Annotated in this window: 22 protein-coding genes; 18 read left to right on the top strand and 4 right to left on the bottom strand. The window is 70.9% G+C overall.

The window, feature by feature from the left end; all coding sequences use genetic code 11:
• The first annotated feature begins 199 nt into the window (after positions 1-199).
• From MRBLWH7_RS10180 to MRBLWH7_RS10250, 15 genes are all read left to right on the top strand, one after another.
• Positions 200-1,981, top strand: a complete 1,782-nt coding sequence (locus tag MRBLWH7_RS10180) for a fatty acyl-AMP ligase (RefSeq protein WP_342001754.1) — start codon at positions 200-202, stop codon at positions 1,979-1,981.
• Entirely contained in the window at positions 1,978-3,720 is a 1,743-nt protein-coding gene (locus MRBLWH7_RS10185; RefSeq protein WP_342001756.1) for an acyl-CoA dehydrogenase family protein, read from the top strand. The genes MRBLWH7_RS10180 and MRBLWH7_RS10185 overlap by 4 nt, the downstream gene beginning before the upstream one ends.
• On the top strand, positions 3,717-4,787 hold the full coding sequence (locus MRBLWH7_RS10190; protein WP_342001758.1) for an acyl-CoA dehydrogenase family protein: 1,071 nt from the start codon (positions 3,717-3,719) through the stop codon (positions 4,785-4,787). Before MRBLWH7_RS10185 ends, MRBLWH7_RS10190 begins: the two co-directional genes overlap by 4 nt.
• A gap of 18 nt (positions 4,788-4,805) precedes the next feature.
• On the top strand, positions 4,806-5,060 hold the full coding sequence (locus MRBLWH7_RS10195; protein WP_342001761.1) for an acyl carrier protein: 255 nt from the start codon (positions 4,806-4,808) through the stop codon (positions 5,058-5,060).
• Positions 5,053-5,742: a 4'-phosphopantetheinyl transferase superfamily protein gene (locus MRBLWH7_RS10200; RefSeq protein WP_342001763.1), complete on the top strand. Its 690-nt coding sequence runs from the start codon at positions 5,053-5,055 to the stop codon at positions 5,740-5,742. The genes MRBLWH7_RS10195 and MRBLWH7_RS10200 overlap by 8 nt, the downstream gene beginning before the upstream one ends.
• Positions 5,743-5,766: 24 nt before the next feature.
• Positions 5,767-7,077: a UDP-glucose/GDP-mannose dehydrogenase family protein gene (locus MRBLWH7_RS10205; protein WP_342001765.1), complete on the top strand. Its 1,311-nt coding sequence runs from the start codon at positions 5,767-5,769 to the stop codon at positions 7,075-7,077.
• Positions 7,078-7,603: 526 nt separating this feature from the next.
• Positions 7,604-8,983, top strand: coding sequence for a DUF222 domain-containing protein (locus MRBLWH7_RS10210; protein ID WP_342001767.1), 1,380 nt, complete (start codon positions 7,604-7,606; stop codon positions 8,981-8,983).
• A gap of 79 nt (positions 8,984-9,062) precedes the next feature.
• Positions 9,063-9,380 carry a hypothetical protein gene (locus tag MRBLWH7_RS10215; protein ID WP_342001768.1) on the top strand — a complete coding sequence of 106 codons (318 nt, stop codon included), beginning with the start codon at positions 9,063-9,065 and terminating at the stop codon, positions 9,378-9,380.
• Between the two features lie 74 nt (positions 9,381-9,454).
• A complete protein-coding gene (locus MRBLWH7_RS10220) occupies positions 9,455-10,444 on the top strand; it encodes an IS481 family transposase (protein ID WP_342001770.1) in 990 nt (329 codons plus the stop codon).
• Between the two features lie 58 nt (positions 10,445-10,502).
• Complete coding sequence (locus tag MRBLWH7_RS10225) at positions 10,503-12,596, top strand: hypothetical protein (protein WP_342001772.1); 2,094 nt, start codon at positions 10,503-10,505, stop codon at positions 12,594-12,596.
• Positions 12,593-13,876, top strand: a complete 1,284-nt coding sequence (locus MRBLWH7_RS10230) for a hypothetical protein (RefSeq protein WP_342001774.1) — start codon at positions 12,593-12,595, stop codon at positions 13,874-13,876. Before MRBLWH7_RS10225 ends, MRBLWH7_RS10230 begins: the two co-directional genes overlap by 4 nt.
• Entirely contained in the window at positions 13,873-14,931 is a 1,059-nt protein-coding gene (locus MRBLWH7_RS10235; RefSeq protein ID WP_342001777.1) for a RyR domain-containing protein, read from the top strand. Before MRBLWH7_RS10230 ends, MRBLWH7_RS10235 begins: the two co-directional genes overlap by 4 nt.
• Before the next feature lie 397 nt (positions 14,932-15,328).
• Positions 15,329-16,372: a GDP-mannose 4,6-dehydratase gene (gene gmd, locus MRBLWH7_RS10240; protein ID WP_342001779.1), complete on the top strand. Its 1,044-nt coding sequence runs from the start codon at positions 15,329-15,331 to the stop codon at positions 16,370-16,372.
• Entirely contained in the window at positions 16,369-17,352 is a 984-nt protein-coding gene (locus MRBLWH7_RS10245) for a GDP-L-fucose synthase (protein WP_342001780.1), read from the top strand. Before gmd ends, MRBLWH7_RS10245 begins: the two co-directional genes overlap by 4 nt.
• A gap of 197 nt (positions 17,353-17,549) precedes the next feature.
• Positions 17,550-17,912, top strand: coding sequence for a hypothetical protein (locus MRBLWH7_RS10250; RefSeq protein ID WP_342001782.1), 363 nt, complete (start codon positions 17,550-17,552; stop codon positions 17,910-17,912).
• A gap of 22 nt (positions 17,913-17,934) precedes the next feature.
• On the opposite strand, the gene MRBLWH7_RS10255 is transcribed toward MRBLWH7_RS10250, so the two are convergent.
• From MRBLWH7_RS10255 to MRBLWH7_RS10270, 4 genes are all read right to left on the bottom strand, one after another.
• Entirely contained in the window at positions 17,935-18,729 is a 795-nt protein-coding gene (locus tag MRBLWH7_RS10255) for a caspase family protein (RefSeq protein ID WP_342001784.1), read from the bottom strand.
• A 7-nt stretch (positions 18,730-18,736) separates the two neighbouring features.
• Positions 18,737-19,753 carry a hypothetical protein gene (locus tag MRBLWH7_RS10260; protein ID WP_342001786.1) on the bottom strand — a complete coding sequence of 339 codons (1,017 nt, stop codon included), beginning with the start codon at positions 19,751-19,753 and terminating at the stop codon, positions 18,737-18,739.
• A gap of 180 nt (positions 19,754-19,933) precedes the next feature.
• Positions 19,934-20,338 carry a VanZ family protein gene (locus MRBLWH7_RS10265; protein ID WP_342001788.1) on the bottom strand — a complete coding sequence of 135 codons (405 nt, stop codon included), beginning with the start codon at positions 20,336-20,338 and terminating at the stop codon, positions 19,934-19,936.
• Positions 20,339-20,560: 222 nt separating this feature from the next.
• Positions 20,561-20,710 carry a hypothetical protein gene (locus tag MRBLWH7_RS10270; RefSeq protein ID WP_342001790.1) on the bottom strand — a complete coding sequence of 50 codons (150 nt, stop codon included), beginning with the start codon at positions 20,708-20,710 and terminating at the stop codon, positions 20,561-20,563.
• A gap of 207 nt (positions 20,711-20,917) precedes the next feature.
• Here MRBLWH7_RS10270 and MRBLWH7_RS10275 point away from each other — a divergent pair, with 207 nt between their 5' ends.
• Genes MRBLWH7_RS10275 through MRBLWH7_RS10285 form a run of 3 tightly spaced genes read left to right on the top strand, consistent with a single transcriptional unit; the run spans position 20,918 to position 24,183 of the window.
• Positions 20,918-22,708, top strand: coding sequence for a DUF4012 domain-containing protein (locus MRBLWH7_RS10275; RefSeq protein WP_342001792.1), 1,791 nt, complete (start codon positions 20,918-20,920; stop codon positions 22,706-22,708).
• 10 nt (positions 22,709-22,718) lie between these two features.
• Complete coding sequence (locus MRBLWH7_RS10280) at positions 22,719-23,285, top strand: LPXTG cell wall anchor domain-containing protein (RefSeq protein WP_342001794.1); 567 nt, start codon at positions 22,719-22,721, stop codon at positions 23,283-23,285.
• A 52-nt stretch (positions 23,286-23,337) separates the two neighbouring features.
• On the top strand, positions 23,338-24,183 hold the full coding sequence (locus tag MRBLWH7_RS10285; protein ID WP_342001796.1) for a hypothetical protein: 846 nt from the start codon (positions 23,338-23,340) through the stop codon (positions 24,181-24,183).
• Positions 24,184-24,309 lie beyond the last annotated feature (126 nt).

The raw sequence follows: 24,309 nt of genomic DNA on the forward strand, positions 1-24,309 counted from the left end.
CAGAGTAGCCGCCGCGATCCGCGCCGCCAGGAGGGTGCCGGAGAGTTAACGCGCGTGTAACAGCGACGTCGCTTGCGTCGGCCACTCTGTACCACGAGGGTGCCGCAGTGTCGCCGCTGGATCCGTCGGCCGGCACGGCTATGGGGAATTTCGGACGGACTCGCGGGACGCACGGCGTCAGGACCGAGGGGAGTCCGCGATGACCGAAAGAGAAGTGCACATGCCGGGGGCCGAGGCGCCCGAGAGGGAGGGCGGCACCCAGGAACGCGGGAGCGAGTTCGTGCGGCGATTGCGCCGCACCGCCCTGACGTCCGCGGGGCGCGGCATCCGGTTCTATCGTTCGCCCACCGATTTCGCGGAAGCGTCCTACGCGGTGCTCGACGCCGATGCCCGAGCCCGCGCCGTCGAACTCGCCCGCGCCGGTCTCGCGCCCGGCGACGTCGCGATCCTCGCCTTCGAGCCGGGTCTGCCGTTCGTACGGGCGCTGCTCGCGTGTCTCTACGCGGGCGTCGCAGCAGCGCCGGTGCCGATCACGGCGATGCGGAACGCGGATGCTGTGCGCCAGCGTCTGCTCGCGATCCTCCAGGACGCGGGCGCCAAGGCCGTGCTCACCGAGACCGGCGCACTCGACGGGCTCGGGCTCGCGGGCGAGACGTCGATCGCGGATGCCGCTGTGATCCTGGTCGACGGGCCGGCTGCCGTGTCGCCGGATGAATGGGGCATGCCCGACATCGACGAGTCGGCGCTGGCGATCCTGCAGTACACGTCGGGATCGACCGGGCTGCCCAAGGGCGTCATGGTGTCACACGGCAACCTGTACGCGAACCAGCAGGCGATCGGCGGGATCGTCGGCATGACGGCCGACTCAGTCGCCGTCGGCTGGCTGCCGCACTACCACGACATGGGTCTCATCGGGCAGATCCTCCAGCCGATCTTCACCGGCGCGAGCCTGCACATGACCTCGCCGTCGCAGTTCCTGCGCCGGCCGGTGCTGTGGCTGCGGCTCGTCACCGAGCACCGCGCAACGCACACCGTCGGGCCGGACTTCGCGTTCGCACTGTGCAGCCGACTGGTGACCGACGAACAGCTCGCCGAGCTCGACCTGTCGTCGCTGGAGACGGTGATCACCGGCGCGGAGCCCGTGCGCATCGCCACGCTCGAGGCGTTCACGGCGCGGTTCGCCCCCGCCGGGTTCCGGGGCGCGGCTTTCGTGCCGGCGTTCGGCATGGCCGAGACGACGCTGCTCATCACCGCCCACCGCGACGCCCTGCCGCCGCAGGCGATCATCGTCAGCGCGGAGGCGCTCGAGCGCGACGAGATCGCCCCGGCGACCGGCGGCGAGCGCAGCGCGCAGCTCGTGCCGTGCGGCGCGCCCGGAGCGGGCATGGACATCGCCATCGTCGACCCGGCTACGGCGACAGAGCTCCGCGACGGGCGGATCGGCGAGATCTGGGTGCGCGGCACGAGCGTGACCCAGGGCTACTGGCGCCGGCCCGAGCAGACCGCGGCGGACTTCGGCGCAACCCTCGCCGGCGTCCCCGACGAGGTGTACCTGCGCACCGGCGACCTCGGCGCCATGATCGACGGCGAGCTCGTCATCACGGGCCGACTGAAAGACCTCATCATCGTCCGCGGGCGCAATATCTACCCGCAGGACCTCGAGCACAGCGCGGCGGCGCTGCTCGGAGCCGGGTGCCTGAGCGCGGCGTTCGAACGCCCGGGCGCCGCCCCGGAGGTCGGGATCGTCGCCGAGGTCGAGCCCTCGGCGACCCCGGAAGAGCTCGGCGCGCTCACGGCGGCGCTGCGCTCGCGTGTCGGCGGAGAGTTCACGCTGCCCGCGCTGGGCGTGGCGCTCATCCGCAAGGGCACGCTGCCGCGCACCACCAGCGGCAAGGTGCAGCGCGCCCTCACCCGCCGTCTCCTTCACGAGCAGCGCCTGCAGCTCGTGCACCTCGACGGGTTCGAGGCGGTCCCGGCATGACCGCGGTCGCGACCGGCGTGGGCGCCGGCACGCTCGCGCCCGTGCGCGCCTTCGACGCGTTCCTCGGCGATCCCGCCGGCGACGACGCGGTGATCTCGACCTCGCGGTCGGTGCTGCTCGACGAAAGGGCCGCCTTCCCGGACGATGAGATCGGCGCCGTGACCGCCTTCGGGCTGCAGCGGTGGTACATCCCCGCCGCCCACGGCGGGGCGTTCACCGACGCGCTCGTGCCGCTCCTCATGATCCGCCACCTCGCGCGCCGCGACTTCACCGTAGCGGCCGCGCACGGCAAGACCTTCCTCGGCGCGATCTGCGCGTGGGTGGCCGACGGCTCGATCGCGACCCGCATGGCGGGGCTCGTCGAGACCGGCCGGCCGGTGTCGTGGGGACTGACCGAGCGCGGGCGCGGCTCGGATCTGTCGCGTTCGGCGACGACCGCGCGGCTCGGTGCGGACGCCGTCCGCGTCGACGGCGGGAAGTGGCCGATCAACAACGCCGTCCGCTGCCGCGCGATGACGGTGCTCGCCCGCTCCGACGAGCGGGGCGGCCCGCGCTCGCTGTCGCTCGTGCTCGTCGACAAGGACGAGGCGGACCCCGCGACGATCGGGTACGAGCCGAAGGTCGCGTCCCACGGCCTGCGCGGCGCCAACCTCGCCGGCATCCGCTTCGAGGGATCTGTCGTCGGCCCGGACACCGTCGTCGGCCCGGAAGGCCACGGCCTCGAGATCGTGCTGAAGAGCCTGCAGCTCACCCGGCCGTTCACGACCGGGCTGTCGATGGGCGCCGTCGATCGGGCGCTGCAGACCGCGTTGGACGCCGCCGCCGTGCCCGACGGCGCGCACGGTCGCCTCCTCGACTCCCCGACCGCGCGGCGGTCGCTCGGCGTCGCCGTGGCCGACGCGCTCCTGGTCGAGTGCCTCATGCTGGTCGGGGTCCGCTCGGCCCACGCCGTCCCCGCGGAGATGGCGCTCGTCAGCGCGCTGGTGAAATTCCTCGGCCCCGACACGGCCGACCTGCTGTTCCGCGACCTCACCCGGCTGCTCGGGGCGCGGGCGCTCGTCGTGGGAACGGAGGCCTCGGGGGCGCTGCATCCGTCCGCCTTCGGCGCGTTCCAGAAGGCCGCCCGCGACAGCCGCGTCGTCGGCATCTTCGACGGCAACTCGGTCGTCAACCTGAACATGATCGTCAACGAGCTGCCGAATCAGCTGCGTCCGGCGCCCGCGCCGCCGCTGGCGGAGGTGCTCGCGCCCCTTCGCGCCGACGCGCATTTCGATGCGCTCGACACGACCGCGCTGCGACTGGTGACTCGGCACGGCTCCCGGCTGCTGCGATCGCTGCCGGCGTTCGTCGACGCGCTCGACGACGGGCGGACGTCGCGCGCCGCCGTCGACGCGGCGCGGTGGATCGGCCGCGAGTACACGGCGCTGCTCGCCGAGGCGGAGACGCTCCCCCGGCAGTCGCAGCCCGATCCGCTGGCCTTCCACCTCGCCGAACGGTTCGCACTCGTCTTCGGCGGGGCATGCGCGCTGGCCGTTCATCTCGCGCGGGCGGGCGCGGTGCCCGGCCCGCTGGGTGACAGCGACGTGTGGCTCGCGGCCGTGCTGGAGCGCGTGGCGAACCGCCTCGGCGCGGATCCGGTCCAGGCTCCGGTCGCCGACGCGCTGCTCGACGCCGCAGCCCGGGCGCACGCGGCCGGCGGCGCGGTGACGCTGCTGGGTTCGTGGACGGAGCGATCATGAGCATCGCGGAGAGCGTGGAACGGGCGCGCCTCGCCTTCGGACTCGACGTCGCCGTCGGGCTCGACGTCCTCGAGCCGCTCATCGGGCGGATGCGGCTCGTCATCCCCGGCGGCGGGCGCGCGGTGACGAGCGCACTGCGGACGTACCGGTTCGACGCCTCCGACGTCGCGCCGGAGTCCGATGCCGCCCTGGTCACCGCTATCCGCGCGGCGGTGCCGGCCGCGGCGCTCGGCGCGCTCGACGCCGCGCTGCGCGAGTCCGTGCAGTACTCCCATGCCCGCCACCTGTATGGCGGCGCGGTGCTCGACATCCCGCACGCTCGCAGCCTGCTGGCCGCGGCGCTGGCCGATGCGCTCACCGCCGACGCGCTGAGCAGCGCGGCCGTGTGCCTTGCGGACGCACGCGCCCCCGCAGCATCCGTCGCCGTCGCCCTGAGCGCCCACCTCTCGTGCCTGCTGCTCGCCGAGGCGGCCCAGCAGGTGTCGGTGCTCGCCGGCTCGACGTTCTACGCGCGCATCGCGCCGTTCGAGCTCATCGAGCAGCACGTGCGCGACCTCTCGGCGCTCGCCGTACTCGTTCCGGACCTCGCCGATCCGCTTCCCACGGCGCTCGACGGGCTGGGCGCGTGGTGCGTCGATACGGATGCTGCCGCCCCGGGCTCGCTGCTGCGGCCCGAGGTCGTGGCGGCCATCGCCATGGATGCCCCCGGGGCGGTCGAGGTGCACGTCGCGCTCGCGGCGGCAGCGGCCGAGACCGCGGCGGAGGCGGCGGGCTCGGAGTCACTCGACCCGCACCAGTCGCTCGAGCTCGCCCATCGGGTGTCGCTGCTCACCGCGGCCGCCGCGGTGGTCGACGGCTGGATGCACGCGCGCGGCTCGGAGGCGATCGCGGGCGACCCGCTCGCGATGGAGGCCTGCCTCAGACGCATCCGCGGGCGGGTGGTGCGGCGGCAGCCGCCGCTTCCCGCCGACCTCGTGGCGCGGCTCGTCGCGCACGCCGAAGCCCGCGCCGCGAGCGGCGAGGAGATGGCGATCGGCCCCGCCCGGGCGGCCGTCCCGCCGATGTGAGATGAGAAAGGACGACACATGCCTGTACAGCTGACCGCCACCGAGATCGAGCAGTGGCTCGTCGGACGCGTCGTCGCCTACGGCAAGATCCAGGCCGATGCGTTCACGATCGACACGCCGCTGGCCGAACTCGGACTCGACTCCGTCTACGCCCTCACGCTCTGCGGCGACATCGAGGACGAGTTCCAGCTCGAGGTCGACCCGACGATCGTGTGGGACCACCCCACGATCCGCGAGCTCGCCGAAGGCATCCGTCAGCGTGCCGATGAGTGAAGCCGGCGGCGACGCCCGGCGCACGCTCGTCTCCGCGCGGGGCGTGCACGTCGTGACGGGCCGCGTCCCCGGTATCGGCTCCGGCTTCGACGCCGAGGACGCCGCGCAGCTTCTCGGAACGGATGCCGCCACCCTCGGCTCGCTGGACGAGACCCGTGTCGCGTCGTACCTCACGGCGCGCCGGTGGGTGCGCGACATCGTCACCGTGCGCCTGCGGCGGGCCTGGAGCGGGTTCGAGGCGACCCCGCGCGGTGTGAAGCCGCGACTCGCCGACTCGACGCTGGATGTCAGCATCGCCCACGCGGGAGACCGGCTCGTCGTCGGGGTGGTCGAACACGGGCGGATCGGCGTCGACGTCGAGCTCGTGGCATCCGTCTTCGATCAGCCGTCGCTCGTCGGTCGCCTCTGCACCCCTGCCGAGCGCCGACGCGCCGACGCGCTGGGGCCCGCCGAGCGGCGGGCGTGGCTCACGCAGCTGTGGACGGTGAAGGAGTCGTACGCGAAGGCGCTGGGGGCGGGTCTGTCGCTGGACTTCCGGCAGCTCGACGGCGCCGGTCTGCGTCACAGAGTCGCCGTTCGCGGTGTGCTGACTCCCGCGACGGGGGCGAGTCATGCAAAGATCGCTGTCAGCTGGGTCGATGCTGCCCCTTCCCGTTCTCCCTCGTCCATTCGGGCGATCTAGTCCCATCCCTGGAAGGGCATACTCATGCGTCTGTCTGTCATCGGCTGCGGGTACCTCGGCGCGGTCCACGCGGCCGCGATGGCCTCGATCGGTCACGATGTCGTCGGCATCGACGTCGACGCGCGCAAGGTCGCGTCGCTGTCCAAGGGCGAGGCACCGTTCTTCGAACCCGGGCTGCAGGAGATCCTCACCGAGGGCATCGCCTCCGGACGACTCCGGTTCACCACCGACATGGCCGCTGCCGCCGGCGCGGCGGTGCACTTCGTGGGTGTCGGCACCCCGCAGCAGAAAGACGGCTACGCCGCCGACCTCACCTACGTCAACGCCGCCATCGACTCCCTGCTGCCCTACCTGTCGGCCGGTGACATCGTGGCCGGCAAGTCGACCGTCCCCGTCGGCACCGCCGCCGACCTCGCCCCCCGCGTCGAGGCGACCGGCGCGACGCTGGTGTGGAACCCCGAGTTCCTCCGCGAAGGGTTCGCGGTCAAGGACACCATCGACCCCGACAGGCTCGTCGTGGGCGTGCCCGCCGGCGAGGCCGGCCAGGCCGCCGCCGACACACTCCGCGAGGTGTACCACCCGTCCGTCGCGAAGGACACCCCGTTCATCGTCACCGACCTCGCCACCGCCGAACTGGTCAAGGTCGCCGCCAACGCGTTCCTCGCCACCAAGATCTCGTTCATCAACGCGATGGCCGAGATCGCCGAGGTCACCGGCGCCGACGTCACCCAGCTCGCCGACGCCATCGGCCACGACGCGCGCATCGGCCGCCGCTTCCTGGGCGCCGGCATCGGCTTCGGCGGCGGCTGCCTGCCCAAAGACATCCGCGCGTTCTCCGCCCGCGCCGAAGAACTCGGCCGCGGCGAATCGGTCGCGTTCCTCCGCGAAGTCGACGCGATCAACCTGCGCCGCCGCGAACGCGCCGTGCAGCTCGTCCTCGAAGCCCTCGACGGATCCGTGTTCAAGAAGAACATCACCGTGCTCGGCGCCGCGTTCAAGCCCTACAGCGACGACATCCGCGACTCCCCCGCCCTCGACGTCGCCGTGCGCCTGCACGGCCTCGGCGCCTGGGTCACCATCACCGACCCCGCCGCGATCCCCAACGCCCAGCGCCTGCACCCGCAGCTGAACTACGTCGAAGACCGCGACGAAGCCCTCCGCGAAGCCGACGCCGTCATCCTCGTCACCGAATGGGACGAATACCGCCGCGAACTCACCCCCGAACACGCCGCCACCCTCACCCGCGGCAAAGTCGTCATCGACGGCCGCAACGGCTGGGACGCCACCGCCTGGCGCAACGCCGGCTGGGCCTACCACGGCATGGGACGCCCCTGACCCCCACGACCGTCCCCGCGAGCCCGAGAGATGAGGCGGGTTTCAGCCGATCATGAACACTTGACGCTCGCCTTCACGGAAACCGTGCGAACGGTAGAAGTCGAACGCCGGCACGTCGCTGTCCTGCGACGGCGACGAGGCTGGCTGATCTCGGGATTCCGCGAAGTTCGCTCAGGTACAGCGCTGCGGTCGCGAGGCTCCATGCGTCGTTCCACGGCGGCCTGTTGTAGGCACGAAGCCCGCGAGCAGGGCGTCGTCGCCGCCAGGCTCCCACGGTCGGATCACGACGGTCTGCGCTTCGGTCATCTCATTCCCGCGTCGGGCGGGGTCCACCGTAGCCGGTTGAGCGGATGGTGCCAGACGCAGGGGGTATCGGCGGGGCGGGGTGTCGGGGCGCCACCGGCGATGTCGGGGGCCCCTGTCATGATGGGCGTAGCAAGGTCATCGAGTGCCCCCCGGTTCGCCGGGTCGATGACTCCCTTGATGGGGAGCGAGAGTCGCGCGTGGCGCGACGGAAGGGCACATCGTGGACCACGAAGAGCGTGATCGGGCCGAGGCGCAGAGCGCCGGCGCGTTCGCCGACGAACTTCGCGCGATCCACGCCGACGAGGCAGCGCTGCAGGCCCGCAAGCTGCGACTGCTCGCCCGAGCGTTCGAGCTCGCAGAGACCCAGAAGGCCCGTATCCCGTCGATGCGGTCGCGGGAACGCGATATGCCGCTGCGGTCGCTGGCCGCCGAACTCGGCCTCGCGGTGCGCATGAACGACCGTACGATGCAGTCCCACCTGTGGGACGCTCACCGACTCGTCACCGACTTTCCGGCGACCGTCGACGCACTCGGCAGCGGTGACATCTCGCGCGCACACGCCTCGGCGATCCTCGACGCCGGCGCCGACATCGACGACGCCTCAGCCCGCGGCGCCTACGAACAGGCAGTGCTCGACCACGCCCGCGGCACGACCGCGGCACGCACGCGCTCCTTCGCCCAGCAGCAGGCCGACATCCACAACCCCCGCACCCTGCAAGAGCGCCACGACAGCGCCGTCCAGGGTCGTCGCATCTGGGTCACCGACCTGGCCGACGGCATGTCGCAGCTCAACCTTCTGACGTCGACCGCGCTCGCCCACGGCATCCTCGACCGCACCACCAGGCAGGCGAAACTCATCAAGCGGCTCGATGCTGCCGCACGTCGCGACTCGATGAGTGCGCCGGTCGAGGGTGACGGGGCGGGCGGTGACCACGTCGCACGAGGAGAAGACGCGTCGACGGGTGCCGCAGCCGACGACACCTGGTTCGACCAGCGCACGATCGACCAGACCCGCGCCGACCTCGTCATCGACCTGCTGCTCACGGGATCACCGGCGATCGACCCCACGCTTGACGCTTCGCCGGGCGGGCTCGGCGCGATCCGCGCGATGGTGCAGGTCACCGTGCCGGTAACCACGTTGACGGGGGTCACGACCGGCGGCGCAGAGCTCGACGGCCGCGCCCCGGTCGACGCCGAGACCGCACGGCGACTCGCCGGCGACGCGCCAGGGTGGGATCGGGTCATGACCGACCCCGTCACCGGCATCGTTCTCACCGTCGACCGATATCAGCCAAGCGCCGAGCAGAAGCGGTTCCTCCACGCGCGAGACCAGCATTGCCGATTCCCGGGCTGCCGCAGACCGGCCAGATCATGCGACCACGACCATACGCAGGACTTCGCGCTCGGCGGACCGACCGAGATCTGCAACCTCGCGTGCTTCTGCAAGCGGCACCACACCCTCAAACACAACACCGACTGGACCGTCCGGCAGCTGCCCGGCGGCACCCTCGAGTGGACGAGCCCGGCCGGCGCCCATTACCTCGAAGACCCACCAGCTCGCGTCGTCTTCGTGCCGAGCGCCGACCCGCCACCGTTCTGATGTTCTCCCTCACTCCGGACCCATGTCGCAGACCGGCGCCCGCTGCTAGCATCACGCTCAAGTCCGCTGGGGGGACGGGATGCGACGTGGGATCCGGGTGCTCCTCGCGACGATCGTGTCGGTCGCCGCGCTCGGCGTCGGCGCCCCGACGGCGCAGGCCGCGACGGGCGACTTCGAAGACGCGCTGGCCGCGTGGGTGCCGCCGGACGCCGACGGCGCAGCATCCGGGATCCCCGCCATCGAGTTCACCGAAGAGTCGCTCGCGGGGTGCGAGAGCGGCGCGTATCGCGAGCTGACGCTCAGGTCGGGCGGCATAGTGCGCGTGATCTGGATGGAGTGCGGCACGCCGGCTAGGTGTGATGTCCAGGGACGTTGTTTCGGGACACGCCCGGAGTAGCTGAGTAGCGAAGGCCTCCCGGTTGTGAAGTGGAGCTGTCTAGTTCAACCGCTTCACGAACGCAGGAGGCCCTCGTGTCCCACGCTAACGCTGCTCTGACTCCCCGTGCCCGACTGCGCCTCGCGCGCCTTATCGTCGACGAGGGGTGGCCACTGCAGGTGGCAGCGAAGATGTTCATGGTCTCGACCGTGACAGCCCGGAAGTGGGCGGCCAGATTCCGATCCGAGGGGCCGGCGGGGATGTCGGATCGGTCGAGCCGCCCCCGCTCGATGCCTGCGAAGACGCCGTCGCCGGTTGTGAAGAAGATCGTGAAGGCCCGCTGGCGGCGTCGGCTGGGCCCGGTCCAGATCGCCGGTGAGCTCGGTCTGGCTCCGTCGACCGTTCACGCGGTTCTGGTGCGTTGCGGCCTCAACCGCCTCTCCGCGATCGACCGGGTCACCGGGGAGCCGATCCGCCGTTATGAGCACGACCATCCCGGCGCACTGATCCACGTCGATGTCACCAAGTTCGGTCGCATCCCCGACGGCGGCGGGCACCGGTTCGTCGGACGGCAGCAGGGCGCCCGGAACAAGCTCGAGACGCCAGGACTGCCGCGCGGCAAGGACCACAAGCCGAGGACCGGCACCGGGTTCTTCCACACCGTCGTCGACGACAACTCGCGGGTGGCTTATGTCGAAGAGCACGACGACGAGCGAGCCGAGACTGCCGTCGGCGTCCTCACCCGCGCGATCGCGTTCTTCGCCGATCACGGCGTGACCGTCGAGCGCGTCCTTTCCGACAACGGCTCCTGCTACCGGTCCCTTGCCTGGCGAGACGCCTGCGCCGACCTCGGCATCAGACACAAGCGCACCCGCCCGTACCGCCCGCAGACCAACGGCAAGATCGAGCGCTTCCACCGCACGCTGGCCGACGGATGGGCCTACGCGAAGTTCTACCCGTCAGAGACCGAACGCCGCGACGCCCTGCCCGGCTGGATCCACTTCTACAATCACCACAGGCGACACTCCGCAATCGGAGCCCCACCCATCAGCAGGATCAACAACCTGCCTGGACATCACAGCTAGGGCGGTCGAGCGCGTCAGCGCCGAATGGTCGGACTACGGCCTGCTGCCTGCTCCCGCGGTGGCCCCGGCTCTCGGCGAGGGGTTCGAGCTCACCGCGCGATTCGTCTCGGCCGAGACCTCGCCGATGCTCTTCCGGATCTGGGCGCAAGGCACCCACGCCGTCGGCGTCGGCCGCACGTGCGAAACCGGCGATCTCGCATGCGAAGACGCAAGCGCGCAGGACGCGCGCGCCCTCGCAGCGCTGACGCCGACCCCGGTGAGCGCGACGGCGTTGCCGGAGCGGATCGACGACGACCCCCTGCGCGACTTCGCACCGGCCGAAGAGGACGGTCCGTGGATGCTGCGGTTCTCGCTACCCGCCGACACCACTGTGCAGGGCGCCCCCGACGCGCGGTGCGGCGACGGCATCGCGACGCAGTTCGTCAATCCCGTCGGCGAGACCGTCAAGGTGTTCTGGGTCGACTGCGCGACGGTGGCCCGGGCTCAGGAGCTCTCGACCGACTACTGGCGTATGACCGACAGCGCCGGTCTGAGCCTTGTGTACATCGCGGGATACGACGGCGTCACGCGACTGCAGGAGTCGAACGGATCACGCATCCTCCGGTGGTGGATTCAAGGATCGCAGTACATCCAGGTCGAGCAGTCGTGCGCCGACGCCGACGAAGCACGCTGCGCGGAGCGCACAGCCGCCTACCTGCACGAGATCACGGCGTCGATGACCGGAGACGTGCAGCCACTCACGAACTGGAACAAGGCCCTCTGGGCGGTCGTGGTGCTCGTCGGTGTGCCGATCGCGACCTACCTCGTGATCCTCATCCCCCGTCGCGTGATCGCCCGGCGACGGCAGCGCGAGGCCGACCCCGGGACGGAGCCGGAGGCGACCGCGGCATACGTGTCGGTCGACCGGCTGATCCGCCGGGCGCGCACCGGGCGCACCGTGCGCCGCATCATCGTGGTCGTGCTGGGCACGGTCGCCTCGATCGCGGTGGCGGTGCTCGGCCTGTACAGCGGCCAGTTCGCCGTTCAGCTGCTCGGCCTCTTCGTCGCACCCGTGTTCGTGTTCGTCGCCATCGGCGCGCTGGTCGACCTGGTGTGGCGCCCCCATCGGCTCGTCCGGCCGCCGCGCCGACGCGGTCGCCCTTCACTGCAAGGACTCGTCGGGATGCTGCTGCGCGGCCTCGCCGCGCTGGTCGCCGTCTCGACGCTCATGCTCTACCTGCTGGCCGTGCTCTTCATGTGGTTCAACGGTCAGCAGACCGCGGCGACGTTCCGCGCCGAGATCGAGCAGATGCTCGCACAGGCGGAGGGCGCCGCACGGGTGCTGCCTCTCGCGCTGCTCTGGCTGCAGGACCTGCAGCGCAGCGGGTGGATCGTGGCGCTCTTCTTCATCATGGTGGCGATCCCGATCTTCCTGGCGTATCTGCTCGACCGGCTCGGGCGGCGGCTCGCCCGCCGCTCCCTCACCGATACCCTCGCGCACGACGACCGCCCGTACTTCCTGTACCTGCGCGGGTTCGACGAGGATCGGCTGCGCATCGATGAGTCGCTGGGGCGGCGTGGGTTCCTCGAAGTGTTCTCACCGTTCGGCCGCCCCAGGTTCGAGGAGGTGCTGGCGGAGCAGCTGAGCGGGTGGGGTCCCGTCATCGCGATCTCGGGCACGAAGCGCCGGATCCAAGACCTCGGTGCGGCGAAGATGTCGTTCGAAGGCGACGAGTGGCGTGACGAGGTCGAGAGATGGGTCGGCGGCGCACGCGCCGTGGTGTTGTCTGCGACCCCGAGCGAAGTGCGCGCCGGGCTGGAGTGGGAGATCGCTCACCTCGCGTCGCGTCCCGACGCGCCGCCGGTGGTCCTCGTGATCTCGCCGTGGCCGCGGTCCACGCGCGAGGCACGGTGGCGAGGATTCCTCACGAGCGCCGGGCGATGGCCGCTGTTCCGGCAGCTCATCGACCGGCCCGTGCCCTCGGCGACCACCATCGTGACCCACCGACCGGGACGCGGGTGGACGGCCTACGGGGCGCGCCGACGGTGGGACTGGTCGTACGCCGCCGCGCTGCTCACCGCGATCGGCAACGGCGACCTCCAGCGGGCGGGTACGGGGGTTGACGCCCCGGGTGCGCCGGCCTCGGCGGAGCATGAACCGGAGCCGGCATGAGCGAAGTGTCGTGGTGGCCGGCGGTGCGGCGGATCGGGATCGTCGTGTCGGCGGCGGGATGCGCCGTGCTGGCGGTGCTGCTGGCGGTCGCCGCGCTGCGCCCCGATCACCCGCTCGCGGAGCCGCTCGCCGAGTTCTGGGATCCGCAGTCGTGGCAGATCGTCACGCTCTCCATCGTGTGGGATGGACTGCTCAGCGCGTTCATCCTCGTGGGAAGACGACCGCGGCAGTCCGCACGCCCACTTCTCGCGCTCGTGCTGATGGGCGCCGTCGCCGTGGGGCTGGGATTCACGGCCTACCTCCCCTGCACGGGCGACGGCGTGCCGTTCTGGACGCCGCTCAGCTGGGGGCTCGCCGTCTTCGTAGGAAGCGCCGGCGACCCCTTCGGCGCCACCGCAGGCTGCCCCGACCAGGCCCCGCTCGCCCTTCTCGTCGCCCGCTATCTCGCCGTCGCCACGGTCGGTCTCGGGTTCGTGGCCGCAGCATCCGTTCTCTTCCGATCACAGCTCGACGTGCTGCGCATGCGGCGCTCCCGCTCGCGCATCGTGATCGACGGCCCGCTCGATGTGACGCTGCGCGCGGCCACCCGGATCCGTGATCGAGTGGGGCGCCGCACGCTGATCGTCGTGCGTGCCGACGCGAGCGATCCCCCGCCACCCGCGCATCGCCAGCAGGGCATCGTGCTGCTCCGCTGGCCCGACCCGGTCGACGCCGCCCTCCGCGCCTTCTCACTCCGGCGCGGGCGCGTCGCCTTGACCGCGCTCTACCTGCTGGGCCCGGAGGCGAGCGTGAATCTCACCCGCTTCGAGCATCTGGCAGATGGCCTGGCGGCAGCATCCGCCGCTCCTCGTGACATCCGCGCAGTCGTGCGCATCGACGACGTCTGGGTCGCGGAATACTGGCGCCGGCAGAACGTCGACCGGCCCGGGTGGGCGCTCGACGCCATCAGCGTGTTCGAGGCGACCGCGGAGCGGCTGGTGGCGCGGTGGATGCACGACGGCCACGACCGGGTGGCCGTGCACGGCGACCCCGATCTCGTGCTGGCGATCGCGGCGGAGGTCGCGCAACGCGCCCGCGAACGCGAGGCCAGTCGGGTCCCCGGCCCGCCGCCGCCGCAGATCGTGATCGTGGGGACGGATGCTGCGACCCTGCGTCGGCAGCACGAACTCCACCAGCGCGCGTTCGGCAACGTGGGCGCCGGCATCGCCGCGCACACGTGCGACGACATGGCGGAAGGGTTCGTCGACGCGCTCGCGGGCGCGCGATCCCCGCGGTCATGACGGCGCCCGTCGTGGGCGCGCCCGCCGGAGGTGACGTTCGCCCAGCGGAGCTGGCCGCAGCGCACCCGGACTGGGCGGTCTACGCGCGCGTGAACGAAGGCAGCGCCATTCCGCGCGTGCCGGTGATGGAACGTCTCTACCCGTTCGCGGTGAGCTTCGGGGAAGCACGCGTCATCGATCGCTGGGAACGGGTCGCCCGCGTCGCGCACGCGAACTTCCTCGCCGACCACGGCGAGGATCCCGCAATCCCTGCCCGCCGGCCCTGGGACAAGGGCCTCGCCGACTTCTACAAGGAGAGCAACATCCGCCTCGTGCGCACCACCCTCGCCTCGGCGGTCGCCGTCGGCAGGACCTGGGGGCCGCTGCCGTCAGACGCCGACCCGGATGACGTCGCCCCGACGCCGGAGCAGTTCGACGCCATGGTCGAGCGCGAGCACGAGTCCTGGCGGGCCACGCTGCTCGCGGCTGGGTGGCGGCCCGCCGCGCGTCGCGACGACGCGCGGCGCACGCATCCTTTTCTCGTCCCGTGGGCGGCCCTCGACGAGGACGGGAGGGCGAAGACGCGGAGCTCAGTGCACGACGCGCTCGAACTCCTTCGTGCGCTGGGGTACGCGTCCCGCCCGCAGCGGACGGCGGTGGCGGTCGCGGTGGGCCCCGGCCCCGGGTCAGCGGCGGGGGCGGGGTCGCCGGGGAGCGGCCGCTACCGCCGCCGCGGGGAGGTCACCGCTCAGCGGGTCAGCGCGCCATGGCGCTGGACCACGCAATCCGGGAGCGTGATGGAAGCACAGGCCGGCGACTGGCGCGTCAGCGATGGCGAGCGGAGCTGGTCCGTCCGGCCCGCGGAGTTCGCCGCGAGCTACCGGAGCGCAGGCGACGGGCGCTGGCGTCGCATCGGGACCGTGAACGCACGCCGCGCGGAGGAGGCGGAACGCATCGAGACGCTCGAGGGAGTAGCGATCGCAGCGACCGGCGACTGGATCGTCGAGGGCGACGGAGGCGAGCGCTGGATCGTGCCCGGCGAACACTTCGCGGAGTCGTACGAGGCTGCCCCTTGACCGACCCGTCTCAGCGTTGCGTCATTGCGGCCGCGACGCGACGGTCGGGGTCATCGAGCTCGGCCGGCCACCAACCGAAACGTGGTCCGCGGGACCGCGAGTACCCTTGCGCTGAAGACGAGTCAGCCTCAGAGCTCGTGGACACTGAGCAGCTGCCAGCCCTCCGGAACTTTGGCTTCGAGGGCGGCCATGTCGTGGGCCTCGATCTCTTCGACGTCGCCGCGGCGCGCCTCCGCCCTGTTTTCCGGGGGCAGCCTGCGGTATCGTCACTCTATTCTCGACGGTGAGACAGCTCCCGACAGGTTCACCGAGAGCCTGGCTGCCGCCGTCACGGAATCCGTGACCGGTGCGGAGACGCTGTACGCCCTCCGCGGGTCGCTGGGGGACGGAGTACGACGTGAAGCGTGCACTCATCACCGGGATCACCGGTCAGGATGGCTCTTACCTCGCCGAGCTTCTGCTCGGAAAGGGCTACGAGGTCCACGGCCTGATACGCCGGGCGTCGACCTTCAATACGCAGCGCATCGACCATCTCTACGTCGACCCACATGACCCGAGCGCACGGCTGTTCCTCCATTACGGGGACCTGAGCGACGGCGCAGGGCTGGTGAGCCTGCTCGTGAAGATCCATCCGAGCGAGGTGTACAACCTCGCTGCCCAGTCGCACGTGCGGGTGTCGTTCGACGAGCCCGTGCACACCGCCGACACGACGGGGATCGGCACGGTCCGCCTTCTCGAGGCCGTGCGATCGTCGGGCATCGACACGAAGTTCTACCAGGCCTCCACCTCGGAGCTGTACGGCGCCACGCCCCCGCCGCAGAACGAGCTGTCGCCGTTCTCCCCGCGGTCACCGTACGCGGCCGCGAAGCTCTACAGCTTCTGGATCACCAAGAACTACCGCGAGGCCTACGACCTGTTCGCCGTCAACGGGATCCTCTTCAACCATGAGTCTCCGCGACGCGGCGAGACCTTCGTCACCCGCAAGATCTCGCGTGCGGTCGCCCGGATTCAGGCGGGTGAGCAGAAGGACCTGTACCTCGGAAATCTCGACTCCATCAGAGACTGGGGCTATGCGGCCGAGTATGTGGAAGGAATGTGGCGGATGCTGCAGGTCGATGAACCCGAGGACTTCGTGCTCGCGACGGGCCGGGGTTACACGATTCGCGACTTCCTGGAGGCATCGTTCGGGCATGTGGGCTTGGACTGGCAGGAGTTCGTGAAGTTCGACGAACGCTACCTGCGCCCGACCGAGGTCGACGCCCTCATCGGCGACCCGGCCAAGGCCGCCGAGAAGCTCGGGTGGGAGGCGACGCTCGATGGCAAGGACCTCGCGAAGCTCATGGTCGACGCCGACATCGAGGCACTCGAGAAGCGTCCGGAGTGGATCGACTCGGTCAACCTCGCCTCGTGGACGCCCGAGCCGTCGCTGGTAGGCCCGTGACATCGGCGCATGACACCGTCACCTACGCCCCCGGCGAGCTCGCCCGGGACGCCACGTTCTATGTCGCGGGCCATCGCGGACTTGTCGGCTCCGCCATCGTGCGCCGGTTGCAGGCCGCGGGCTTCACGAACATCGTCGGCAAGACGTCCGCCGAGCTCGACCTGAAGAACCGCGATGACGTCTTCGACTACGTGGCGGAGGTCAGGCCGCGGTACCTCGTGCTCGCTGCGGCCAGGGTCGGCGGCATCCTGGCGAACAGTACGTATCCGGTCGATTTCCTGAGCGACAATCTCCGGATCCAGTCGAACGTGCTCGACGCGGCGCTGGCGAACGACGTGGAGCGGGTCGCCTTCCTCGGCTCGTCGTGCATCTATCCGAAGTTCGCGGAGCAGCCGATCCGCGAGGACTCGCTGCTCACGGGACGTCTGGAACCGACGAACGACGCGTACGCGATCGCGAAGATCGCCGGCATCCTGAACATCCAGGCCGTGCGTCGGCAGTACGGGCTGCCCTGGATCTCGGCGATGCCCACCAACTTGTACGGGCCCAACGACAACTTCTCGCGGAACGGGTCGCACGTGCTCCCCGCCCTGATCCGCCGGTACGACGAGGCGGTGAAGTCCGGTGCGTCGTCGGTGACGAACTGGGGCACCGGCACACCCCGGCGCGAATTCCTGCACTCCGATGACATGGCCGACGCCGTGCTGCACCTGCTCGAGCACTACGACGGTCCGGAGCAGGTCAACGTCGGCACCGGGTCGGACGTCACGATCCGGGAGGTCGCGGACACGATCGCCGGGGTGGTGGGATTCGACGGCGAGACCGAGTGGGACACGTCCAAGCCCGACGGCACTCCGCAGAAGCTGCTCGACGTGTCGAAGCTCGCCGGGGCCGGATGGACGTCGAAGATCCCCCTGGAGGAGGGACTCGAGCGAACCGTGGCCTGGTACCGCGACCACGCCGGCGCGGTTCGGGAGTAGTTTGTGGAGCAGCGGCCCTCAGCCTCGGGGGAGAGTGAATTCTGAGAGCCGCTGCACGCGTCACCGTAGATGCGACGGCGGGAGCATCGTCCCCGGGTTGACAGCGGATCCGCGCACGCGTACTAGAGGCGACGCGGCGCACTGTACCGCTACCTTGGAGCCACTGCCGGCCCCTGTCTCGCCACGGAGGATACGAAATGACTCAGCGCCCGCTCGGCGTCACGCTCGTCGCCATCATCGCCTGGATCTCGGGCTTCCTGCAGATCGTCGGCTCGATCTTCGTGATCATCGCCGGCCTCTTCATCACATGGCCGGCGATCGTCGGCTGGATCAGTCTCATCATCGGCATCGTGACGCTGGCCGTCGGCGTCGGGCTCTGGCGCGGCAACCACACCGCTCGCACGATCGCGACGATCGTGTTCATCGCCAACATCGTTCTCGAGGTGCTCGGGATGTTCAACGGCGAGAGCCTCTGGTCGGCCATCGGCGGCAGCATCCTGTCGATCATCGGCCTGATCCTGCTCTACACGCGCCCGGCGCGGGAGTACTTCGGGTCGTGAGCACCCGCCGACGAGCCGTCGATCACACGAACGGAAGCTCGCGCTCCATGCTCGCCAAGGGATCCACCACCCGCATCACGGCGGTCTGATAGGGGTTGTTCACGAAGCGCGACGCGTAGTCGTACCACGTGCTGTAGCTTCCCCGATTCGCGGGCGTGTCCCACGAGCGCAGCAGCTCCCGCGTGAGTACTCCCTGCACCTTGTTGCCGAACGAACGCTCGCGTGCCTGCTGCTCCTGCATCGACGCCGAGATCAGCAGACGACGGGGTCCGGCGCTGGTGGTGTCGTAGTGGATCACGGGCTCGATGGGCGCCGCGCGGTAGGCGACCGAATCGGAGTGGCACGAGTCCACGATCACGACCGCCTTCATGTCGGTTCGGGCGCCCTTCCAGAACGGAACCCACCAGTCGTCGATGAGCGGCAGATCCGAGAGCGCGAACAGCTCGTCCATCCGGTCGGGCTCGCTGACGTCGTACGACCTCCACCGGAAGCCGTGACCCACCATCACGACCACCAGCGTCGAACACGTGCACGGATGCTGCGGGTCGACGTGACGCGTTAGCTCGGTCGTGACGGATGCCAGGGTCGCCAGCGACGGCTCGTCGAGCCGTTCCACGTGAAGCTCACCGCTGTCGATCTCGGAGTTCTCGAGGATCCTCGCGTACGCATCGAGATCGTTGGCGACGCCGTTGAGCGTCGCGAACGCGATGTCGCCCTCCCGCGGCGCCCCGGCGGCAGGCTCGAACCGGTTGCGAGTGGACGACCAGCGGAGCGCCTGGGGCGCCGCGACGCCGATGAGCACCGCGTGCGTGGTCATGACCGGCTCAATCCCGCGGCGCGGGGGTGGAGACTGCCGGATCGGGCGTCGTAGCCCCCGACGACATCAGTGCATCGCCACCCAGCAGTCCTCCGAGCCCGAGCACGATCAGGATGACGCCCACGACGTAGGCGGCGATCGTACCCCGCACCTTGCTCAGCGCGGCGGCGAGCTTCTCGATGTCTTGGATCGGCAGGCCGATGCCCCCTCGGGTCGTCTCGGCGGCGAGCATGGCGCGAGCCCGCTGCCTTCCTCGCACCTCCAGGACCGACAGCCACACGCCCATCAGCACCGCCACGGCGCCGGCAACCAGAGCGAGGATGCTGCCGGCCGCGATGATGCGCTCCTGGAAGTCGACCTCGGTGCAGCACCCCGACCCGCCCATCGGCAGGGTCCACAGGATGATCCAGCCGCCGAGCGCCAGCACGACGAACGCCAGCGCGCGGAACACGCTGCCGGTCCACCGGGCGAACTCGGGGTCGTACTCGCCGACCTGGATCTCGGCCGGCGTCCCCGTCGGGTTCTCCGCAGGAGCGGGCGGTGTGGTGCTCGCGAGCGCGACGCGGATCGGCGGTGATTGGTGCATCACCGTACCGACCGTGACGCTCGCATAGAGGTCGTGCTCGGGTGCTTCGGTGAATGACGTCGTCGCCTGCCACGTCGTCGACGTTGGAGCGTTCGCGTCGTTCGTGAAGGTGACCGAATCCAGCTTCTGAGTGCCGGCGAACAGCGCCGGGACGGGAATCGCCGACGCATGCGCGACGACGAACGTCACCTTCTTGCCGGGCGGGAGGTCGTTGAGCGGCTTGGGCGCCACCGTCGCGTTGCCGCCTTCCGGCGTGGCCGACAGCACGAGCGGCGTCGGCTGCCCTCCGCCTGGCGCAGGGCCGACCGGCGCGGGTCGGCCGTGCGGCGGCTGAGGCTGCGCCGGCTGATCCTGCGGGGGTTGACCCGCTGCCGGCTGCTCGGGTGGCACGCCCTCCGCCGGATGATCCTGCGGTGCCAGGGCTTCGTCCTCAGTCATTTCTCGCCCCCAGTCGTCCTTGACGAAGGCGCGCCGAATACCGGTGACCCGTAGTCACGGCGCGATACCCCCTCGGCCGCTCGGTGCCCAGGCGACCGATGGCCGCATCGTAGCGACGCACTGAAGCCGCCACAAGAGCGTGCGCGATCACCGGCCCCAAAGGGTGGGGCGCAGCATCCGTCACTCCGGAATCTTGCGCCGCTCCATCAGGTGCACGATCGCGAGGCCGATCGCAGCGCCCAGCACGTTGGCGACGATGTCGCGCAGGCTCGGCGTGCGCTCGGAGAGGAGCAGCGCCTGCCCCGACTCGATGACGAGCGTGGTGGCGACGGCGATCGGCACGACGAGCCCCCGGTGCAGCGGAAGCGCGAGCGCCAGCAGCACGCCGAACGGCATGAACAGCGCCACGTTCGCGACCGTCTCGATGAGGTCGTACGTCAGCCACGGAACGGCGCGCGTGATCGCGTCGAGGAGGGCGGACGCTCCACGATCCACGGGTGTCGGCCAGAACGCGATGAGCGCGAGCACCCCACCGTAGACGACGAGCAGACGGATGCCGCGCCCCTGCGTGCGACGAAGGTGCACCGTCGCGACAGCCGCTGTCGGGGTCTGCGCGGGCGCGAGAGGGGATGCATCGGCGATGGCGGACTCCCCTCGATCGGGCGCCGCGACACTGCGCGCAGTGCGGCGAGTCTACTCGCGAGGAGGGGCGGGGTGTGAGCCGGGCGGGCGCGGTCGTGCGCGTGCCGTCATGGTTTCCGCCCCTGCGAGAGTGCGGGCCATCCGGACGCCACGGGTGCCGCGGCGTCACCCCATCACGAGCCAGAGCACGCAGACGCCCACGAGGAAGACGGCTGCCACGCCGATGAGCCACATCGGCGCGCCGCCGTACTCGCGGAGCAGCCACGGCTCCTGCCCGATCTCGTAGCGGCCGCGCCGCCGTCGTGAACCTGCCATCTCGCGCCCCTTCCACTGGTACGCGACGCCGTCGTCACGAGCACAAGGTATCCGCGGCCGGTTGCCGATCGGCGACGCCGATGTTTCGTGCTCGTCGCGGCACGCTCAGGATCAGGCAAAGAATCATCGGTACCAGGGCGACTACGCCGGGGCGGACACCCGCTGACGTCGGAGCGGATGTTCGGAACCGCCCCGTAGGGTGGAGCGGTGACCGACTCTCCCCTGCCCCGCTCCGTGCGCCGCGGGGGCGTCGTGTTCGCCGCCGTGCTCGGCGGCCTGCTCATCCTCGCCGTGGTCGCCACGGTGTGGATCGCGGTGCGCGGCGCCCTCGCCTACAGCCACCTCAACGATGCGCAGCAGACCGCGAGCGCGGTGCGGGAGAACCTCTCCGATCCTGCCGCAGCGAGCGACGCGATCGCCGCCCTCGCCGCCGACACCGAGGCCGCGCACGCGATGACCTCCGACCCGGTGTGGGAGCTGGCCGAGGGGCTCCCCTGGGTCGGCCCGCAGCTGGCCGCGGTATCCACCGTCGCCGAGTCCCTCGACGGCGTCACGAGCACCGCCCTCCGTCCGCTCTCGGAGGTCGCCGCCTCGTTCCAGGTCGACGCGCTCCGACCCCAGGACGGACGCATCGACCTCGCGCCGCTGCAACAGATCAGCGGCGCTGCGCAGACCGCGAGCGACGGGGTCGGTGCGGCGGCAGCATCCGTCTCATCCATCGATCGCACCGCGCTCGTCGCGCCCGTCCGCGAGGCCGTGGAAGAGGTGGACGGGCTGCTCACCGACGCCGGAGTCGCCACCGACGCACTCGCCCGTGCCACCCAGCTGCTGCCGTCGATGCTCGGCGCCGACGCGCCGCGCGACTACCTGGTGCTGTTCCAGAACAACGCCGAGTGGCGCTCGCTCGGCGGGATCCCGGGCGCGATGGCGCTCATCCACACCGAAGGCGGCGCGCTCAGCCTCGCCGCGCAGGAGTCCTCGAGCGACTACCCCCGTTATGACGACGCGGTGCTGCCGCTCGGCGACGAGGTCACCGCGATCTACGGGGAGCGCCCGGGCCGGTGGATCCAGAACGTCACCCAGGTGCCTGACTTCGCCGTCAGCGGCGCGCTCGCCCGCGAGATGTGGGCGCGGCAGCACGGCGGGCAGCAGGTCGACGGGGTGATCTCGCTCGACCCGGTCGCGCTGTCCTACCTGCTCGAGGCGACAGGCCCCATCACCCTTCCGACGGGCGACGTGCTCGCTCCCGACAACGCCGTGCAGCTCCTCCTCAACGACGTCTACGCCCGCTACACGCGCCCCGCCGACCAGGACGCCTTCTTCGCCATGGCGGCGGCCGCCGTGTTCGAGAGGCTCTCGAGCGGCGACGTCGATCCGGCCGGCCTCGTCGGCGCCCTCACCCGCGCCGGTGACGAGGATCGCCTGCTGCTGTGGAGCACGCACGAGAACGAGCAGAGCCTGCTCGCCGACACGACGCTCGCCGGCGGCCTGCCCGCGTCGGACGAGGACGCCGCGCGGTTCGGCGTGTACGTCAACGACGGCACCGGCTCCAAGATGGATTTCTACCAGAACGCGACGACGGCACTCGCGTGGTCGAGCTGCACCCTCGACGCGGCCGGATCCGCGACAGGCGACGCCGTGCTGACGGTCACGATCGGAAACACCGCGCCAGCGGATGCGGCATCCCTTCCCCCGTACATCACCGGCGACAGCGGCTTCGGGGTTCCCGCGGGCATCACCCGCACCGTCGGGTACCTGTACCTGCCGGAGGGCTTCGAGCTCGTCGACGCGACCATGTCGGACGGCACGGGATTCGGCGGCGGCACGCACGACGGACGCCGCGTGGTGAGCTTCGCGGTCGACCTTCCTCCGGGGGGATCTGTGACCGCGAAACTCACCGCCCGGACGACCGAACCTGCCGCCGCGACGCTCGAAGCGGTCACCACACCGACGCTCACCCCGCCGGCCGCAGTTGCCGCGGTGTGCGGCGGTTCGTAGACTGCTCCCGATGCCCCACATCGCAGATCTCCCCACGCCCAGGCTTTTTCCCCGAACCGCTCTCGTCGCAACGCTCGCTCTCGGAGCGGTTCTCGCGGTGCCCGCGGCGGCGAACGCATCGACCATCTACCCTCCCTCGGGGTCGTGCACGGCGACTCCGACGGCGCAGGCCGGCGGCACCATCTCGTTCGAGTGCGACGCCGAGACCTTCTCGCCCGACGAGGCCATCACCATCACCGTCACCGGTGAGAACGGCGCTGCCGCGCGCATCGGCATGGTGAGGTTCGCGATCACCACGGCGAGCGGCACCGCCTCTTCCGAGGCCGACGGCTCGCTCGCGGCGGTCGACATCACACTCCCCTCGAACGCCACGGGCACCTACAACATCGCCGCGGTGTCGTCGACGTCGGCAGGCGGCACGGCCGCCGTCACCATCACCGGTGCCGATGGACTGCCCGCGACGGGCCTCGACCAGGGTCAGACCCTCGGCCTCTGGATCGGCGGCGGGGCCCTCCTGCTCGCCGGTGCCGCGCTCGCGGTCGTGGCCGCGGTGCGCCGCTCGCGCGACTCGCGCTGACCCGCTGCTCCCGTCGGCGCCGCCGTCGGGGCCGACCGCTATCGTGATCGCCATGGCATCCGCTGCGTCGACGTCACTCGAGCGCACCTACCGGTACCTCCGCATCGGACTCGCCGGCACCGTCGTGGCGATCTTCGTGGCGATCCTCCAGGCCGCGGCGACATACGGCTGGCTGACATCCGTCAGCGACTACTTCTACACCCCTGCCCGTGACGTGTTCGTCGGGGCGCTGATCGCCGTCTCCCTCGCGCTGTTCGCCCTGTCGGGGCGCGGCGCCGAGCGCGCGCTCCTCGACGCCGCCGCACTGTTCGCACCGCTCATCGCGCTGGTGCCGACGACGGTGGTCGCAGGCACCGTCCCCGGGGTCGGCGTGACATGCAGCGGACGCTGCTTCCCGCCGGAGTACGAAGCCGATGTCGCGAACGGGGTCGTCGTCTACCTCGTGCTCGGCGTGCTGCTGCTGCTGGTCGCTGTGCTGCTCGGCGCGCTCGGTCAGGTCTCGCTCGCGGCGGTGTGGCCGTCGCTGCTGATCGCGGCGATCGTGATCGCGGTGACCGGGCTCTCATGGGCGTTCGCGCGGGACGCGTTCCTGCAGAACTCGCACTTCTTCGCGACGACGGCGTTCTTCGCACTGTTCGCAGCGGTCGCGGTGCTGGGCGCCTTCCCGCGGCAGGGTCCGCCTCCGACGCCGGTGTTCCGGGTGCTGTACACCGCGATCGCGGTGGGGCTGGTGCTGGTGCTCGTGGCGTACGTGGTGCTGCTGCCGCAGGCGAGCGGCTCCGGCATCCCCATCGTCCTCGTCGTCGAGGCGATCGCACTCGCGCTGTTCTTCGCGTTCTGGGTGGTGCAGGGCATCGAGAAGTGGAGCGACCCCGACCCCTCGATCACCGCGGGCTGAGGCCTGCGCCGGGTTTCGGGGCGTTTCGACTCGCAGGCTCGCTCGACGAACGGAAGACGGCCCGGGTGAAGGACGAAACGTCCCCGGGGGTTCGGGAGGGTCCGGGGACGTTCCGCCTGGCTGGTG

This window comes from Microbacterium sp. LWH7-1.2, assembly GCF_038397755.1.
Lineage (GTDB): Bacteria > Actinomycetota > Actinomycetes > Actinomycetales > Microbacteriaceae > Microbacterium.

Coding starts and splice junctions, on each gene's coding strand:
- MRBLWH7_RS10180 (WP_342001754.1), top strand. CDS start 200: ATGACCGAAAGAGAAGTGCACATGCCGGGGGCCGAGGCGCCCGAGAGG.
- MRBLWH7_RS10185 (WP_342001756.1), top strand. CDS start 1,978: ATGACCGCGGTCGCGACCGGCGTGGGCGCCGGCACGCTCGCGCCCGTG.
- MRBLWH7_RS10190 (WP_342001758.1), top strand. CDS start 3,717: ATGAGCATCGCGGAGAGCGTGGAACGGGCGCGCCTCGCCTTCGGACTC.
- MRBLWH7_RS10195 (WP_342001761.1), top strand. CDS start 4,806: ATGCCTGTACAGCTGACCGCCACCGAGATCGAGCAGTGGCTCGTCGGA.
- MRBLWH7_RS10200 (WP_342001763.1), top strand. CDS start 5,053: ATGAGTGAAGCCGGCGGCGACGCCCGGCGCACGCTCGTCTCCGCGCGG.
- MRBLWH7_RS10205 (WP_342001765.1), top strand. CDS start 5,767: ATGCGTCTGTCTGTCATCGGCTGCGGGTACCTCGGCGCGGTCCACGCG.
- MRBLWH7_RS10215 (WP_342001768.1), top strand. CDS start 9,063: ATGCGACGTGGGATCCGGGTGCTCCTCGCGACGATCGTGTCGGTCGCC.
- MRBLWH7_RS10230 (WP_342001774.1), top strand. CDS start 12,593: ATGAGCGAAGTGTCGTGGTGGCCGGCGGTGCGGCGGATCGGGATCGTC.
- MRBLWH7_RS10235 (WP_342001777.1), top strand. CDS start 13,873: ATGACGGCGCCCGTCGTGGGCGCGCCCGCCGGAGGTGACGTTCGCCCA.
- MRBLWH7_RS10250 (WP_342001782.1), top strand. CDS start 17,550: ATGACTCAGCGCCCGCTCGGCGTCACGCTCGTCGCCATCATCGCCTGG.
- MRBLWH7_RS10255 (WP_342001784.1), bottom strand. CDS start 18,729: ATGACCACGCACGCGGTGCTCATCGGCGTCGCGGCGCCCCAGGCGCTC.
- MRBLWH7_RS10260 (WP_342001786.1), bottom strand. CDS start 19,753: ATGACTGAGGACGAAGCCCTGGCACCGCAGGATCATCCGGCGGAGGGC.
- MRBLWH7_RS10270 (WP_342001790.1), bottom strand. CDS start 20,710: ATGGCAGGTTCACGACGGCGGCGCGGCCGCTACGAGATCGGGCAGGAG.
- MRBLWH7_RS10280 (WP_342001794.1), top strand. CDS start 22,719: ATGCCCCACATCGCAGATCTCCCCACGCCCAGGCTTTTTCCCCGAACC.
- MRBLWH7_RS10285 (WP_342001796.1), top strand. CDS start 23,338: ATGGCATCCGCTGCGTCGACGTCACTCGAGCGCACCTACCGGTACCTC.